The organism is Chromobacterium haemolyticum DSM 19808 (assembly GCF_000711885.1).
Taxonomy (GTDB): Bacteria; Pseudomonadota; Gammaproteobacteria; order Burkholderiales; family Chromobacteriaceae; genus Chromobacterium; species Chromobacterium haemolyticum.
Map to the genome: position 1 here is coordinate 30459 of NZ_JONK01000008.1, position 14418 is coordinate 44876.

Sequence of the window (14418 nt, forward strand, 5' to 3'; positions counted from 1 at the left end):
GCAGATCGTAAACAGACTCTTAGCCTCGCTTGACCTTGGGCGGCTTGGCCAGCTGCTTCAGCGCCTGCGCCACCGCCACCAGGCCGAAGCTGGCGGTGACCGTCATCGCCGCGCCGAAGCCGGCGCAGGACAGGCCCTGCGGGCCGCGCGCTGCTGTCGCGTCGCAAGCTTGTTGTTCCGGTGTGTCCGGATAAACCAGCTGTTCGGTGGAGAACACGCAGGGAACGTGCAGCTTCTTGCCGGGTTCGCGGCTGAACTGATGGTGACGGCGCAGGTTGTAGCGCAGCTTGGACAGCAGAGGGTCGTAAGTGACCTCGCCCAGGTCCGCCACCCGGATCAGCGTGGGATCGGTCTGGCCGCCCGCGCCGCCGGACACGATGAAAGGCTGGCGACGGCGCACGCACCAGGCGGCCATCGCGGTCTTGATGCGCAGACTGTCGATGCAGTCGATGATGAAGTCGTAACCCTGGCCCAGCAGCTGCTCCAGATTATCCTCGGTGACGAAGTCCTCGATCTCTATCACCTGGCAGGCGGGGTTGATCGCGCGCGCGCGATCGGCCAGCGCGGTGACCTTGGCCATGCCGTAGTTGGGGTCCAGCGCGGGCAACTGGCGGTTGGTGTTGGACTCGGCGACATTGTCCAGATCTATCAGAGTCAGCTTGCCGATGGCGCTGCGCGCCAGCGCTTCCACCGCCCAGGAGCCGACGCCGCCGACGCCGACCACGCAAACGTGGGCGGCCTGGAAGCGAGCCAGCGCCTCCTGCCCGTAAAGACGGGCGATGCCGCCGAAGCGGCGTTCCAGATCTGCGTTGTGGGTGTCCATGCTTGCAATCGTCAACAATCAAATCGGCGAAGGATACTGCAAGCCCCGGCAACTGACCAGTGCGTCGGCCATGGACGCGGGGCTTGCCCGCAGTCAAAAAAACCACAGTTAAGTGGCTGATTGCTGGGAACCTTTCGTCGGCGGGGCTATCCTTCATTTCAGGTCGGCCATGAAGCGCTTCCTGCTCTTCCTCTGGCCGGCCGGCCTTTGTCACAGCAAGGGAGATTCCCATGAAGCAGCAAAGATTCGATATTGATCTGGACAAGCATTACAACGCCACCGTCGTGGTCGCCTGCGAGGAATGCGGCCATGAAATCCGTCATCATCTCAAGTCCCTGCACCCCGACAGCGTGTTGCGCTGCCATTGCGGCGCTCATGTGAGCATGAGTCCGCTGACCGTTCAACAGGCCGAGCGCCGCGTAAGCGAGATCAAGCAATCGTATCGAATCCATTAAGCCACTGCTGACAATCTGAGAGTGTTTCCACCGGCCGTTCCGGGCCGGATTCGCCGGGCATAACCCGGCCTCCCGCAGCAGCGACACGGCGACCGCAAGGTCGCCGTTTGTATTGGCCGGCCTGGCGGAGCGGGCGGTCAGCCCGCGGGCAGCTGCGCGTCGTAGTCGCGGAAGCCGTCTTCCACCGCCGGCAGAATGTCGACGAACTCGAAATAAGGCTCGGTGACGAGTTTGCTGTCGCGCAGCGCGTCGATCAGGTAATAGAAATCCTTGATCGATTCCGTTTCAAACAGCGCGATATCGCTGCAGCGGGTGGTGAAGGCTTCGGCGTCGAACCAGCGCATGCGCACCGCCGGATAGCGCGCGTAGATCGGACGCAGGGTTTCCGCTTCGAATTGCCGGCGTTCGGGCCGGCTCAAGCGCAGCCAGTTGGGATGGACGCGCAGCAGCACGAAGAAGGCGTAGCTTTGGCTCATGGTTCCGCTTTCAGGGTGGGTTGGAGTCGCTTTCAATGTATCCGCCCTTGTCAGCCGGCAAAACTCGTGTTCTGCTAAGCCTTTGTCGCCGTCTTCTCGCCGCAGGCCCCGTTGCCGCGGCGCAGGCCTCCCGCCCTTACGGACCGCCGCATGCCCATGATTCCGCAAGCCCGAAAACAACCCGGCCAAGCCCGCTCCCGCCACGTGGTGGCGGCGATTCTGGAGGCGGCTGCTCGCATTCTGGAGCACGACGACTATGCCGGGTTGACCACTAATAAGGCGGCGGAGCTGGCCGGTGTGAGCATCGGCTCTTTGTATCAGTACTTTCCCAATAAACAGGCGCTGGTGGCGGCGTTGCACGGCCGTCACGGCGAAGAGACCCTGGCCACGGCGCGGGAGGCTTTGCGCCTGAGCGACGGCCTGCCGTGGCAGGCGCAACTGGCGTGTCTGGTGTCCGCGTGCCTGCGCTTGCATCTGGCCGCGCCCGGGCTGCACCGGGTGCTGGAGCGAGAGTGGCCGCAGTTTGATTTGCCGCCGGCGGACAATCCGCAGGACGCCGCGTTGCTGGACTGCGTGGCGGAGTGGCTGGCCGGCTGCGGTTTGCCCGCCGAGCGCGCGCCGCGCCTGCTGCGGATGGCGGACAGCCTGATTCACGGCTTGGCGCTGGAGGACGCGCCGGACGAGGCGGAATTGACACGCTGCGTCGCGGCCGCCTTGGCCGCCTACCTGACCTTGCCGCGGCAAGGGCCCGAGATTTCCACTTAGCGAAGGAGCTAATCATGCAATGGATTGATGTACGCAGCGACACCGTGACCCAACCGACGCCGGCAATGCGGGAGGCGATGTTCAACGCCGAGGTGGGCGACGACGTCTACGGCGACGATCCCACGGTGCAAGCGCTGGAACAACTTGCCGCGGAGAAGCTGGGCAAGGAAGCTGCGCTGTTCGTGCCCACCGGCAACTTCGGCAACCAACTGGCCATCTTCACTCATTGCCAGCGCGGCGACGAGGTGATTCTGGAAGAAGGCTGTCACATCGTCTGGCACGAAACCGGCGGCGCGGCGGTGATAGGCGGCGTGCAGCTGCGCACCATCGCCGGCGTGGACGGCGTGATGTCGCCCGAGGCGATTGAACAGCGCATCCGCGTTGGCGAGGATATCCACTGGCCGCGCACCGGCTTGATCTGTCTGGAAAACGCGCACTGCAACGGCCGCGTGATTCCTTTGGAAGCGATGGCCGCCAGCGCAGAGGTGGCGCGTCGCCACCATGTGCCGGTGCATCTGGACGGCGCGCGTCTTTTCAACGCCGCGGCCCATTTGGGCTGCGATGCGCGAGACATCGCCCAATACGCCGACACGGTGATGTTTTGCCTGTCCAAGGGCCTGGCCGCGCCGGTGGGCTCCATCCTGGCCGGCAGCGCGGATTTCACCGCCCGCGCGCGCCGCAACCGCAAGCTGTTGGGCGGCGGCATGCGCCAGGCGGGGGTCATCGCCGCGCCCGGTATCGTGGCGCTGAACGAGATGGTGGATCGGCTCAAGGACGACCACGCCAACGCCCGCTACCTGGCCGAGCGGCTGGCCGTGCTGCCCTGCGTCGAGGTGAAGCTGGAAGACGTGCACATCAATATGGTCTGGTTCCGCTTTACCGCCGACATCGACGTGGCCGAGTTGATGGCCGCGTTGCGCCAGGCCGGCGTCAAGGCCAATCCGCCGGAGGGCGGCCTGATGCGCATCGTCACCCACTGGCAGGTGCGGAGAGAGGATCTGGATAGGCTGGTGGAGGCGTTGCAACGGGTGTTGTCCGACTGAACGGAGATCCGACGGCTATAAATTAAGCAGCTGCGGCGTGTGAAAAGGAGGCGGGATGAAACGATGGTTGAGCGCCTGCTGCGCCGCGCTGGCTTGCGGCGGCGCTCTGGCGGGTTCTCTGGACGAGGTGAGGCTGTTCAGCAGCGGCGATCCTCCCTATGTGGAAGTGGGGCCGGACGGCCGGATCAGCGGCGGGCTGGCGGTGGCGCCCGTGTTGGCCATTCTGGACCATCTCGGCCTGCCGCCATCGCGCATCGAGACGGTGCCGTGGGCGAGGGCCTACGAGGAGGCCAAGACCCGGCCGGGCGCGGCGATCTTTCCTATCGCCAAAACCCGGGAGCGGCTCAAGCACCTGAACTTCGCCGTCAAGCTGCTGGATTCCGATGTGTATTTCTATCAGTTGGCGACGCGCCGGGATATCCAGGCTCCGACGCTGGCGGCGGCCAAGCGCTATTCGGTGTGCGTGGTGTTGGGAGATTACCGGCAAGAGTATCTGAAGACGGAGGGCTTTCCGAGACTGGATCCGACTTCCGATGCCAGCATCAACGTCAAGAAGCTGGTGTCCGGCCGCTGCGACCTGCTGCCCGCCACCGAGATCGGCATGCGCCGCAAGCTCAAGTCTCTAGGGCTGGACGCGGCGTTGGTGCGGCGCGGCATGAAGCTGTCCCAGCTGGACAGCGCCCTGTACGCCGCCTTCAATCGCGGCACCGCGCCGGAGGTCATCGCCCGTTTCAAAGCCGCCGCGCGGAGCGTGGATTAGCGCCGGGTTTGGCGTCGGCGGCGCGGAGTGCTAACCTCGCGGCCATTGATCCGCAACCGTGATGACGCCGATGTCCGACTATAACGCTCCCGATCCCCACGCCTGGCTGGAAAACCTGGACGACCCCGCCGCCGCCGAATGGGTGGCCGAGCAGAACGCGCGCGCCCAGGCGCGGCTGGACGCGGACCCGCGTTTCGCCGGCCTGCGCGACGAGATCCTCGCGCACCTGCGCGACACCCGCCAGATCCCATTCTGCGCCGAGCACGACGGCTGGCTGTACAACTTCCACCAGGACGAAGCGCATCCGCGCGGCATTTACCGCCGCACCACGCTGGCGGCCTACCGCGCCGTCGAGCAGGACTGGCAGATCGTGCTGGACATCGACGCGCTGGCCGAAGACGCCGACGAGGACTGGTATCTGGACGGCGTGTCCCACTGCACGCTGGCGCCCTTGCAGGCCATGGTGCATTTGACCGCCGGCGGCGGCGACGCGGGCATTGCGCGCGAATACGATCTGGCCGCCGGGGCATGGCGGGCGGACGGTTTCAGCTTTCCGGAAGGCAAGAGCCATGTGGCTTGGCGGGATCCGGACAGCGCCTGGGTTTGCCCCGGCTGGCCGGGCGCGCCGCTGACCCGTTCCGGCTATCCGCGCGAAGTGTGGCTGGTGGAGCGCGGCGAGGAAGGCCATGCGTGGAGCCAGGTGTTCGCCGCCGGCGAGGACGCGATGATGGTGGCCGCCTGGCGCTTCCTCGACGCCGACGGCGCGACGCTGGACCTGATCGAGTGCTCGGACAGCTTCTACAGCAAAACCTACCATCTAATCGACGAAGCGCTGGACGTCCATGCGCTGTCGCTGCCGGCTAAGGCCGAGCTGGAAGCCTATCTGCATGGCGACCTGATCGTTAAGCTGGCCGAAGACTGGGACGCCGCCGGAACCCGCTATCCGGCGGGCGCCTTGCTGGCGGTGGCGCTGGCGCCGCTGCGGCAGGGGCGGATCGCCGCGCAATTGCTGGTGGCGCCGCAGCCGCGCTTGGCGGTGGAGTCCGTGGAGACCACGCGCGCCAGCGTGGTGGTGAATTTGTTGGACCAGGTTAAAAGCCGGCTGCTGGCCTTCGACAAGGTCGATGGCCTCTGGCGCGAGCGCGCCCTGCCCACGCCCAGCGGCGGAGTGATCGAGTTCGCCGACCAGCCCTGGAACAGCGACATTCTGTGCTATAGCTTCAGCGACTTCCTCACCCCCACCGGTCTGTACCGGCTGGACGTGGCCAGCGGCGCGCAGGAATGCCTGCGTCGTCAGCCGGAGGCTTTCGATCCGGCTGATTTCATCGCCGAGCAATGGCAGGCGCGCGCGCCGGACGGCGAAAGCATTCCCTATTTCGTGGTGCGCCGGCGCGACGCGCCGCTGGACGGCTCCACGCCCACCTTGCTGTACGGCTACGGCGGTTTCGAAGTGCCGATGATGCCTTACTACGTGGAGAACTTTGGCCCGCACTGGCTGCAGCGCGGCGGCGCCTTCGCGCTGGCCTGCATCCGCGGCGGCGGCGAGTTTGGTCCCGGCTGGCATCAAGCGGCGCAGGGGGTGAACCGTCAGGTGAGCTTCGATGACTTTATCGCGGTGGCGGAAGACATGGTGGCGCGCGGTCTGACCGCGCCGGCCAGGCTGGGCATTGAGGGCGGCAGCAACGGCGGCCTGCTGGTGGGCGCCTGCATGACGCAGCGGCCGGAGTTGTTCGGCGCGGTGGTGTGCGAAGTGCCGCTGCTGGACATGCTGCGCTATACCGAGCTGCTGGCCGGCGCCAGCTGGATAGACGAATACGGCGACCCGGACGATCCGGCGCAACGTCCGGCGCTGGCGGCGTACTCGCCCTACCACCGGCTGCGCGGCGATCTGGCCTATCCGCTGGCGCTGTTCACCACCAGCGCCAAGGACGACCGCGTGCATCCGGCGCACGCGCGCAAGATGGTGGCGCGGATGCGGGAGTTGGGCCACGACGCGCTGCTATTGGAAACCGAGGCCGGCGGCCACAGCGGCAACGCCGGCCAGGAACAGACCGCGCAGGAACTGGCGCGGGTGCTGGTGTATTTGTATCAGCGGCTGATGGATTGAGCGGTGGAGGGGGCTGCGGCAAGCGCCGGCAGCTCCTCCAGGAAAGCCGCGCGCGAGCGCACGCCGGCGGTGCCCGGCTCTTTCTTGTCGTCCTGGATCAGGCGCACGAAAACCAGCGAGCGCTCGCCCTTATTGGCCCAGCCCACATACCAGCCGTAAGGGTGTTCTTCGTCGAACTCGCCGTCCGCCTTGCGCGGATAAGCCATGCCGGTTTTGCCGTGAGCCTGCCAGCCGTCCGCCGCGGCGCTGGTTTCCACGATCTTCATTGTCAGTTCCTGCGCGCGCTTGGACACCGGCAGTTCAAGGTTGACCAGTTTGCGCACAAAGGCCAGCTGTTCCAGCGGCGACACTTTCAGCGAAGAAGCGATCCAGGCGCGCTCCAGGCCGTTGTGCTTGCCCGGGTCGCCGCTGAAGTCGGCGTTGCCGTAGCCGAAGGCGTCGGCGTAACGGCTTAGCCGCTCTTCGCCCAAGGCCTGGGCGATCTGCTGCGAATACCACACCACGGAGTATTTCAGCCAGCGCACCGGATCGGTGGGCTGTTTCCAGTTATCGCCGCCCCAGTCCACATAGCCGTCCCGATAAGGCAGCGCCGGCTGGTGTTCGCTCTGAAGGAAGCCGGAGTCGAAGCCCATCACGCTGAGCGGAATCTTGAAGGTGGAGGCCGGCGTGTAGCGCTGTTCGCAGTTGCCCTGCTGCAGCAGGATATCGCCGCTTTTGGCGTCGGCCAGCAGGGTGCACAGCGTGGCGGCGTGAGCCGGCAGGCTGAACAAGCCGGCGCAGATCAGGCCGGCGGCGGCGAGGCGTGGTGCATTCATGATGTTTCCCTATGGTGGATTCGGCGCGGCGCGTCCATTGGATCGCCGCGGTCTGGAGTCAGATGGGGGGGCGGATTCCAAAGTTCCACGCGTGGCGCTGTTCAAATTGCCGCCTGTTGTTTCAACCAATCGCTGGGCGGCAGCCCAAGTCGTTGGGCAAACACCCGGCTGAGCGCTGCGGGGCTGGCGTAGCCCACTTGGGCGGCGATGCGCTTGATCGCGTGTCCCTGGCGCAACTGGTGGCGGACGACGGCCAGCCGCCAGTCGGTCAGATAATCCAGCGGGGAGAGGCCGACTTGTTCGCGGAAGCGGGCGGCGAAGCGCGCGCGCGACATGCCGGCCTGTTCCGCCAGCAGTTCCACGGTCCAGCCGCGCTCCGGGCGCGCATGGATGGCGTTGACGGCGCGCGCCAGTTTGGGGTCGGTCATGGCGGCGAAAATGCCGCTGTGGATTTGGCCGCTGTCTATCACCGAGCGTATCGCTTGAATCAGAAAGTATTCCATTAGCCGGTCCAGCGCCGCTTGACGGGCGAAGCGCTCGGAGAAGGCTTCGTCGAACAGCAGTTGCAGCGTGGGCAGCAGGTTGGGGGCGTCGTCCAGGTAAAGCACCAGGCATTCCGGCAGCGCCATCGCCAGCGGGCCGCCGGTCTTGAAGCCCAGGTCCAGCGTGGCGCAGACCAGGTCGGCGCCGCGTTCGCCCACCGGCAGCAGGGTGTGGGCGCTGGGGCGCGGAAACAGCAGCGCGCAAGGGCGGTCGGTATCCAGCACCAGGGTGTCGCGCAGCGTGCAACTCAGGCGGCCGCCTTTGAACAAATGCAGATGACCGGCCATTGCGCCAGGGTCGAAGTCCGCCAGATGGCATAGATTGCCATGATGGAACACGCGCGCGGAAAACGCGCTTTGCTGCAACAGGGGCGTCAACAGGTCCATTTCGATACGATCTGCAAAGTTTTCGAGACGATATGACATCGATTGTATTGCAATATGGCTTCCGTGCAGTCCCTATCGTTGTTCAACTTGAATGTCTGGAGCCCATTATGTCCCGCATCCCCACCGTAAACCGCAATCAGGCCAGCCCGGAACTGGGCGCCACCCTGGACGCCGTCAAAGCCAAACTGGGCATGGTGCCCAATCTGTTCTCCACCTTCGCCCAGTCGCCGGCGGTGTTGAACGCTTATCTGGGCTTCTCCGAGGCTTTGGCCAAGGGCAGGCTCAGCGCGCGTCAGCGTGAAGTGATCGCCTTGGCGGCCGCCCAGGCCAACGCCTGCCAGTACTGCCTGTCCGCCCATACCTTGATGGGCAAGGGCGCGGGTTTGAGCGAGACGGACATCCAGGCGGCGCGGGCAGGCCAGGCCGCAGATGCGCAGACCGACGCGATTGCCCGCCTGACCGTGCAAATCGTCGGCCAGCGCGGGGTGCTGTCCGATCAGGACCTGGCCGCGGCGCGCGCCGCCGGCGTCGACGACGGCCTGCTGGTGGAGGTGATCGCCGCGGTGGCGCTGAACACGCTGACCAATTACGCCAATCTGGTCGCCGGCACCGAGATCGATTTCCCGGTGGTGGCCTTGTAGGCGGCGGTTGCCGCTGATTGAGCGAGGCCGAGGCTTGGCCGGCGTATTCGAGCATGCCGGCGGCCTCGGCCGTTTTCGTGCCGACCTTGTCCTGCTCAGCAATGCAGCCGGGCGTGACGCTGGCGCAGCGCTTGCGGCGCAAAGGCCGACGCTGTTGGTTCAGGCGCGCGGCAGCACCGCTCGGCGCAGTCGCTGATGCGTTCCAGCTGCCGCTGGAGCGCCGCGGCGTCGCAATGCGCCAGCGGCTGGCGGTTCCACAGCACCCAGTCCTGGCTGTGCGCGGATTGGCCGATCACTGGCTTGAGCGGATCGTCGCTGAACAGGTTCTGCCGCAGCGGCGACGCGTCCGCTTGCGCCTGCTGCGGAGACAGGCAACAGAACATCAGCAGCTGACGCGCGGGCTGCTCGCTCAGGTGCACCGCGTGTTCGCCCACTTGCAGGGTGAAAAGGCTGTCGTCCATCTGATCCGGAGGCGGAAGCGACAGGGATTGGCAAAGTTCGACGACGGCGTGTTGGAAAGGCGTGGACATGTTTTTTTCTTCTTGGACGGGTGGATGGAAGCCGGCCGCGAGCAGCGGCCGGGGCATGGCGCTTATTCCGAGCGCTGTGGACGCTGGGTGAGCAGTTGCTTCATGACCGTGGCGTACTGAGCACGCCACGGTTCCTCCGTGACGGGTTTATCCGCCGGCGAGGAAGGAGGCTCGGCTGACGAGTCCGCAGGGGCGGCAGGCGTGTTCAGCCAACTTTGCAGGATGGCTTTGCGGATATTGGATTGAGTCTCCGAGCGCTGCGTGCCGAGCATCGAGTTTTCCAAAGGATCCAAGTTGCTATCGTACGCTCAAGACCGCGTGAGCCTTGCCGCGGCTTTCCGCGCTGTCGTCTATGCGCACCGGCTTGCCGTTAAGGCTGCCGGTCTGGACGGCGGGAGTTTCGGGGGCCGGGGCGTGCGAAGGGCTGGCGTGGGGCCGGCCAGAGGGAAAGCCGAGAGGCAATAGCATGATGGCGCTCCAGTGGCGTTGAAATGGCCGCCATTACATCGCGCCGCTCCGGCGACGGCTTTCAGGAAGCGCTCAGAACCTGTTTACGAGCAACTGAGCCCTTATGCGATGAGAGCCGTCTTCAAAATGCTCGCGCGCCGCGCGCGCACCCTGCTTGCTCAGCCGCAACGCCTTGTCTCGCTCTAGCTCGCCAGATCGTAACTACCTTCTCAGCCGCCGTCTTGACCCGGCGGTTGGGCCGGGGGGTCGCCGATCAAGTAGCGCGGCCCATCGCCCTGGCTGGCCGCGCAGTCACCGGGGTTGTACAGCGCGCATTGGCTCAGAGACAGACAGCCGCAGCCTATGCAGTTGCCCAGCCGGTCGCGCAGCCGGGTCAGTTCGTCTATGCGCTGTTGCAGGCGCGGCAGCCAGTCCGCGGACAGCGCTTCCCAGTCGCGCGGGGTGGGCGTGCGCTGGCTGGGCAGGGCGGCCAGCGAGCCTCGGATGTCGTCCAGGCTGATGCCGACGATCTGGGCCGCGCGGATGAAGGCGACGCGGCGCAGCGCGTCGCGCGGGTACCGGCGCTGGCCGCCGGCGGAGCGGGCGCTGTGCAGCAGGCCTTGGCTTTCGTAATAGCGCAGGGCGCTGGCGGCCACGCCGGAACGGCGCGCCAGTTCGCCTATGCTGAGCCAGGGGAAGGGTTTGGCAGTGGGAACAGCAGGCATGCGCGGACTCGCTTGACTTAAAGTTGACTTTAACTTTTATCGTGAGGCCAAGATTTTTTCAAGGAGGACGCCATGAACGCGCCAAGCCGTCACACGGAACTGCATGCCTTACTGGACGCCAACCATGAGTTTTCGCTGATGCACAGCGACACCACCAACCATTGCCCGATGGCGCTGACCGCCTTGGCGGAAATGGGGGCGGAGCCGCACCAGTTGCGCGCATTTTTCGATTTTTGGGAAAGCGAGCGCGCAGAGCCTGCGGAAGCGACGCGCTACGATATTGGCTGGGGACGGTGGGACACGGCCGTGGGGCGGTTGGACGCTTTCCCGGCGCTGCTCAGGGTGATGGAGGAGAGAGTGGCGGCGCGCGGCGTGGAAGAAACCGTGCGCGAGGTGCTGGGCAGCCTGCCGTTTTCGCCCGGCGGCGGCGCTTTCCACCCCTTGATCCGGCTGGCTTTCGCCCTGCGCGCCGGTCACGACGGAGAGGCGGCGGCGGGTCTTGCCTATTATCTGAGCAGCTATCTGCGCCTGCCCGCCGGTTTGAATGCGAATGCGCCGGCGGCTTCGGTGGAGGATGGGCTGGCGAGCTTGTCGCGGGCGATGGGCGGCTGGAACAGCGCGGATGACTGGATACACGAGCGTTTCGACGCGGTGTTGGCCGATCCGCGTTTCGCCGCCGCGCTGCCCGGCGCGCCGAAAACGGCGAACTGGCTGGACGCGCTGGCGCGGACGGCGCTGCGGGTGTATTGGCAGACCGACAATTTCACTGCGCTGCACATGGTGACGGCGACGCTGGCGCTGCGCGACGTGCTGGAGCATCTGCCCGGCTTGCCGGCGGAGGCGTGGCGCCCTGCCTTGTGGCAGACTTTCTGCGTCGCCTATGTGTCCATCGGCGCGCCGGCGCTGGAGGCGGAGGAACTGCCGGAGGCGCAGCCGGCTTGGCCCTTATTGCTGCAGCGCGTGCTGAACGTGCGCAACGAACATGTGATCAAGCTGGTGTACGCCTGCCAGCGAGAGTTCCAGCGCAGCGGCGACGTTTTCTATCACGCGGCGGCGGCGCGGGCCTTGTGGGACGCGGTGTAAATCACCAGTCCTCCATCTCCTTGGGCACGCCGCCGGACAGAATCGCGTCCTGCATCCATTGAGTCATCATGCTCTCAATACCGATATTGCTCACCAGCGAGGTCATCAGCGCGGTGTGCAGCGGTGAGGCGGCGTCAAGCTGTTCCAGCGTGCGCTGGATCATGTCGTTTTGCTCTTGCAGTGTTCGGAAGGCTAGTTCGCCGGAGGCTGGGTCCTTGAAGTCGCGCAGCAGCCTGCCGACGGCATCGGCGTAGCGCTGTTTGTCCTCTTGCGAGTCGGACGCAGGCGGCGGCAGCTCGCGTAGCGCCGCGAGGAAGGCTATCGCTACTGGATCGGACTGGAAATCCGGCCATTTGTGCGGCGGCGGCTCCACCGGCTTGGCGTCGTCGGTCTCCGGCGTTTCGGCCGGCGGCGCGGCGCCGTCGACGTCTTGCGCCGCGGCCAGCAGCCGCTGTTGCAGCGGGATGAGGTCGTCGCCGGGCGCGGCGGCGCGGCCCATGGCGTAAGGGGTCAGCGAGGGGATCATTCCGGGCTCCTGTCTGCGGCGGCCAAGGCCGCCAGGTCTTGTTCCAGTTGCGCGATCAAGCCGCGCAGCGCCTGTTCCGACAAACGGCGGCAGTCCTGGGGCAAGGGCTCCAGGCATTGCAGCAACTGGCGGCTGGCTGGTTCCACGTACTGTTCCGGCGAGAACTCCGCCGCCTGGTCCGCGCAGCGCATCATGAAGCGCGCGTCGGCGTGGTAGTCGATCTGGATGGCGCCGGGCCAGTTTTCCGCCAGCAGCGTCATCAACTGAGGCTGCAGCGCGCGGGCGCGCTTGGGCAGCTGGAGATAGAGGGTGGCGTCCGGCTGATCCAGGCCGCGCAGCCATTCGTCCAGCAGGAGCAGCAGCGTGTCCGGATGGTCCACCGCGGCGGCCAGCATGGCGCGCGCCTCTTGCTCCAGCCGCTCGCGCCAGTTCCAGGCCATGGCCTGGCTGGCGGCCAGATGGGCGGCCGCGTGTTTCAGCGCGGCGAGCATGCCTTGCTGGTAGCCCTCCTGGCTGGCTTGCCGGCGCAAGGATTCGGCCTGGCGCTCGGCTTCGCGCAGCACGCGCTGCGCCTGTTGCCGCGCGTCGCGCTCCAGTTGATCAGCGCGTGCGGCGCGGCGCAGCTGGCCGCGGCGCACCAGCACGCCTTCAGCGGCGGTCGGCGGGCGGGGTGTGGGGATGTCTCTGGGCATGTTGTAGGGCCAAGGTCAAAATCAGGGCGTCGGCCGCCGGTTGCGGCGGCGCGGCGTCGGCCTCCGGCGGGAACAGCAGCGGCAAGCGTTGCGCCAAGGGGCGCGGCAGCCGCTCGCGCCAAGCTTGCAGGCGGCCGTAGCCGGTGAGCAGCAGCGCGCCGTGGCTGAGCGCCGGCCGTTGCGCGGCGGCGGCGTCCGGCGGCAGCGCCACGGCGGCGAATTCCTGAGCCCAGTCCGGCAGCCGCAGCAGACCGGCCTGCCAGCCCAGGCCGGCGCGCAAGGCGTGGCAGCCCAGCAGATAGGCGGTTTGCGGCAGCCGCCGCCAGTGGCGCAGCCATTGCCGCGCCAGCGGGTCCAACTGGGCGTCGGCGCAGTCGCTGTCCAGCCGATAGGCGGAAATCACCAGTTCATTGGCCGCGGCGCGCGCGGCGGCGGAGGCGGTCAGCGCCGATGGCAGGACCAGCCTCCGCGGGTGGAGATAGGCCAGCGGGTCGTACAGCAGCGCTTGCAGCGCCGGGGAACGGGCGGCGGGCGGCTTACTCATGTCCGGTCTGCGGCTCGGAGGCGGGGGGCTCGGCGGCGGGTTTGGGCGCCCGGCGCTGCCACAGCCAGCCGGCGGCCGCGCCCAAGAGCGCGATCAGCGCCACGCCGGCCATCAGCCAACTCAGGCCGGAGCCGCGCTCTTCCGCCGGGGCGGTGGGCGCCTGCTGCTGCGCTTCGCTGCGCCGCGACAGCACCACCGAGATATTGTCGTAATCGATGTCGGCGAAGCTGTTCTTCAGGAAGCGCTTGATGTCGTTGACCATCTGCTCCGGGTCCACGTCGCGGTCGTACACCGCCAGCGCGGACAAATGGATGGGCTTGGCGGCGCGGCCGCCCTCGCCGGAATCCAGGTCGTAGCTGACGTGCACGCGCGCGGACAGCACGCCGTCCATGGTTTGCAGCGACTGTTCCAGCCGCTGCTCTATGGCGGAATACAGCCGCGCCTTCTCCGCGCGCGGCGAGGACACCAGGGAATCCGCCGGGAACATCTGCGCCACTTCCACCCGCGGCCGCGACGGCAGGTTGTAGGCCTTCAGCCAGTCCACGGCGGCGGCGAAGTCCGGCTGCGCCACGGCGATGCTGAAGCCGGCCTTGCCGCGGTCGGTCTTGTCGGCTTCGATATTGTGGCGTTGCAAGACGGCAATCACTTCATTGGCCTGCTGCTGGTCCAGGCCCTTGAGCAGGTCTTTCTGCTGGCAGCCGGTCAGCAGCAATGCCAGCAATACGGCTTTGAAACCATGGCGGATCATGAGCGCAACAGGCTTTCTACCGCGCCCACGGTCTTGCGGGTGAGGGTGCTGATCATGGACACCTCCAGGTTGTAATTGGAAGTGCGCTGCTGCAGTTCCATCAGCACGGCGGGGTTGCTCAACAGACCCGGCTGTTCCAGCCGTTGCAGAATAGCGTCCTTCTCCATGCCTACATTGACGGCGTTTTGAGAGAAGGCCTGGATCAGGCGGTCGTCCAGCGACACGAGATTGTGTTCGGAGCGGGTGATATCGCTGACCTGAGTGGCCAGCGCGTCCAGAGACTGGGCGGCGATGGGAATCATGGGTGGA

At 66.5% G+C, this 14418-nt stretch carries 20 protein-coding genes; 7 read left to right on the forward strand and 13 right to left on the reverse strand.

Annotated elements, in window-relative coordinates:
* Positions 1–19 precede the first annotated feature (19 nt).
* Positions 20–823 carry a tRNA cyclic N6-threonylcarbamoyladenosine(37) synthase TcdA gene (gene tcdA, locus BR71_RS07350; RefSeq protein ID WP_043634996.1) on the reverse strand — a complete coding sequence of 268 codons (804 nt, stop codon included), beginning with the start codon at positions 821–823 and terminating at the stop codon, positions 20–22.
* Between the two features lie 230 nt (positions 824–1053).
* On the opposite strand from tcdA, the gene BR71_RS07355 reads away from it, so the two are divergent.
* Positions 1054–1278 (forward strand): hypothetical protein, encoded by a 225-nt coding sequence (locus BR71_RS07355; RefSeq protein WP_019101727.1) that lies wholly within the window; start codon positions 1054–1056, stop codon positions 1276–1278.
* 137 nt (positions 1279–1415) lie between these two features.
* Here BR71_RS07355 and BR71_RS07360 read toward each other — a convergent pair whose 3' ends face one another.
* On the reverse strand, positions 1416–1754 hold the full coding sequence (locus BR71_RS07360) for a darcynin family protein (protein WP_043634998.1): 339 nt from the start codon (positions 1752–1754) through the stop codon (positions 1416–1418).
* A gap of 150 nt (positions 1755–1904) precedes the next feature.
* Between BR71_RS07360 and BR71_RS22825 the strand changes: the two genes are divergently transcribed.
* From BR71_RS22825 to BR71_RS07380, 4 genes are all read left to right on the forward strand, one after another.
* Positions 1905–2519: a TetR/AcrR family transcriptional regulator gene (locus BR71_RS22825; RefSeq protein WP_052370412.1), complete on the forward strand. Its 615-nt coding sequence runs from the start codon at positions 1905–1907 to the stop codon at positions 2517–2519.
* Positions 2520–2533: 14 nt separating this feature from the next.
* Complete coding sequence (ltaE, locus tag BR71_RS07370) at positions 2534–3562, forward strand: low-specificity L-threonine aldolase (protein ID WP_043635002.1); 1029 nt, start codon at positions 2534–2536, stop codon at positions 3560–3562.
* A 55-nt stretch (positions 3563–3617) separates the two neighbouring features.
* Positions 3618–4322: a substrate-binding periplasmic protein gene (locus tag BR71_RS07375; RefSeq protein WP_081554485.1), complete on the forward strand. Its 705-nt coding sequence runs from the start codon at positions 3618–3620 to the stop codon at positions 4320–4322.
* A gap of 70 nt (positions 4323–4392) precedes the next feature.
* Positions 4393–6429: a prolyl oligopeptidase family serine peptidase gene (locus tag BR71_RS07380; protein ID WP_043635304.1), complete on the forward strand. Its 2037-nt coding sequence runs from the start codon at positions 4393–4395 to the stop codon at positions 6427–6429.
* Here BR71_RS07380 and blaOXA read toward each other — a convergent pair.
* Both blaOXA and BR71_RS07390 read right to left on the reverse strand, forming a co-directional pair.
* A complete protein-coding gene (gene blaOXA, locus BR71_RS07385) occupies positions 6411–7244 on the reverse strand; it encodes a class D beta-lactamase (RefSeq protein ID WP_052370413.1) in 834 nt (277 codons plus the stop codon). The genes BR71_RS07380 and blaOXA overlap by 19 nt on opposite strands.
* 101 nt (positions 7245–7345) lie before the next feature.
* On the reverse strand, positions 7346–8212 hold the full coding sequence (locus BR71_RS07390) for a helix-turn-helix domain-containing protein (RefSeq protein WP_208854851.1): 867 nt from the start codon (positions 8210–8212) through the stop codon (positions 7346–7348).
* A gap of 68 nt (positions 8213–8280) precedes the next feature.
* Here BR71_RS07390 and BR71_RS07395 point away from each other — a divergent pair, with 68 nt between their 5' ends.
* Positions 8281–8814, forward strand: coding sequence for a carboxymuconolactone decarboxylase family protein (locus BR71_RS07395; RefSeq protein WP_043635008.1), 534 nt, complete (start codon positions 8281–8283; stop codon positions 8812–8814).
* Positions 8815–8909: 95 nt separating this feature from the next.
* Here the strand turns inward: BR71_RS07395 and BR71_RS07400 are convergent, their stop codons facing one another.
* From BR71_RS07400 to soxR, 4 genes are all read right to left on the reverse strand, one after another.
* A complete protein-coding gene (locus tag BR71_RS07400; protein WP_162179199.1) occupies positions 8910–9344 on the reverse strand; it encodes a CesT family type III secretion system chaperone in 435 nt (144 codons plus the stop codon).
* Between the two features lie 62 nt (positions 9345–9406).
* Positions 9407–9637: a hypothetical protein gene (locus BR71_RS07405; protein ID WP_156038895.1), complete on the reverse strand. Its 231-nt coding sequence runs from the start codon at positions 9635–9637 to the stop codon at positions 9407–9409.
* Positions 9638–9641: 4 nt separating this feature from the next.
* Positions 9642–9812 carry a hypothetical protein gene (locus BR71_RS24115; protein WP_156038897.1) on the reverse strand — a complete coding sequence of 57 codons (171 nt, stop codon included), beginning with the start codon at positions 9810–9812 and terminating at the stop codon, positions 9642–9644.
* 209 nt (positions 9813–10021) lie between these two features.
* A complete protein-coding gene (soxR, locus tag BR71_RS07410; RefSeq protein ID WP_052370415.1) occupies positions 10022–10516 on the reverse strand; it encodes a redox-sensitive transcriptional activator SoxR in 495 nt (164 codons plus the stop codon).
* A gap of 72 nt (positions 10517–10588) precedes the next feature.
* Between soxR and BR71_RS07415 the strand changes: the two genes are divergently transcribed.
* Positions 10589–11599 carry a questin oxidase family protein gene (locus tag BR71_RS07415; protein WP_043635016.1) on the forward strand — a complete coding sequence of 337 codons (1011 nt, stop codon included), beginning with the start codon at positions 10589–10591 and terminating at the stop codon, positions 11597–11599.
* Between the two features lies 1 nt (position 11600).
* On the opposite strand, the gene BR71_RS22830 is transcribed toward BR71_RS07415, so the two are convergent.
* From BR71_RS22830 to sctI, 5 genes are read right to left on the reverse strand one after another with little or no spacing between them, the layout of a single operon-like run.
* Positions 11601–12125, reverse strand: a complete 525-nt coding sequence (locus tag BR71_RS22830; RefSeq protein ID WP_052370416.1) for a hypothetical protein — start codon at positions 12123–12125, stop codon at positions 11601–11603.
* Positions 12122–12817, reverse strand: coding sequence for an oxygen-regulated invasion protein OrgB (locus BR71_RS07425; protein ID WP_156038899.1), 696 nt, complete (start codon positions 12815–12817; stop codon positions 12122–12124). The genes BR71_RS22830 and BR71_RS07425 overlap by 4 nt, the downstream gene beginning before the upstream one ends.
* Positions 12774–13361, reverse strand: a complete 588-nt coding sequence (locus BR71_RS07430) for a type III secretion apparatus protein OrgA/MxiK (RefSeq protein WP_043635018.1) — start codon at positions 13359–13361, stop codon at positions 12774–12776. The genes BR71_RS07425 and BR71_RS07430 overlap by 44 nt, the downstream gene beginning before the upstream one ends.
* On the reverse strand, positions 13354–14109 hold the full coding sequence (locus BR71_RS07435; protein ID WP_052370417.1) for an EscJ/YscJ/HrcJ family type III secretion inner membrane ring protein: 756 nt from the start codon (positions 14107–14109) through the stop codon (positions 13354–13356). The genes BR71_RS07430 and BR71_RS07435 overlap by 8 nt, the downstream gene beginning before the upstream one ends.
* Positions 14106–14411 carry a type III secretion system inner rod subunit SctI gene (gene sctI, locus BR71_RS07440; protein WP_043635024.1) on the reverse strand — a complete coding sequence of 102 codons (306 nt, stop codon included), beginning with the start codon at positions 14409–14411 and terminating at the stop codon, positions 14106–14108. Before sctI ends, BR71_RS07435 begins: the two co-directional genes overlap by 4 nt.
* Positions 14412–14418 lie beyond the last annotated feature (7 nt).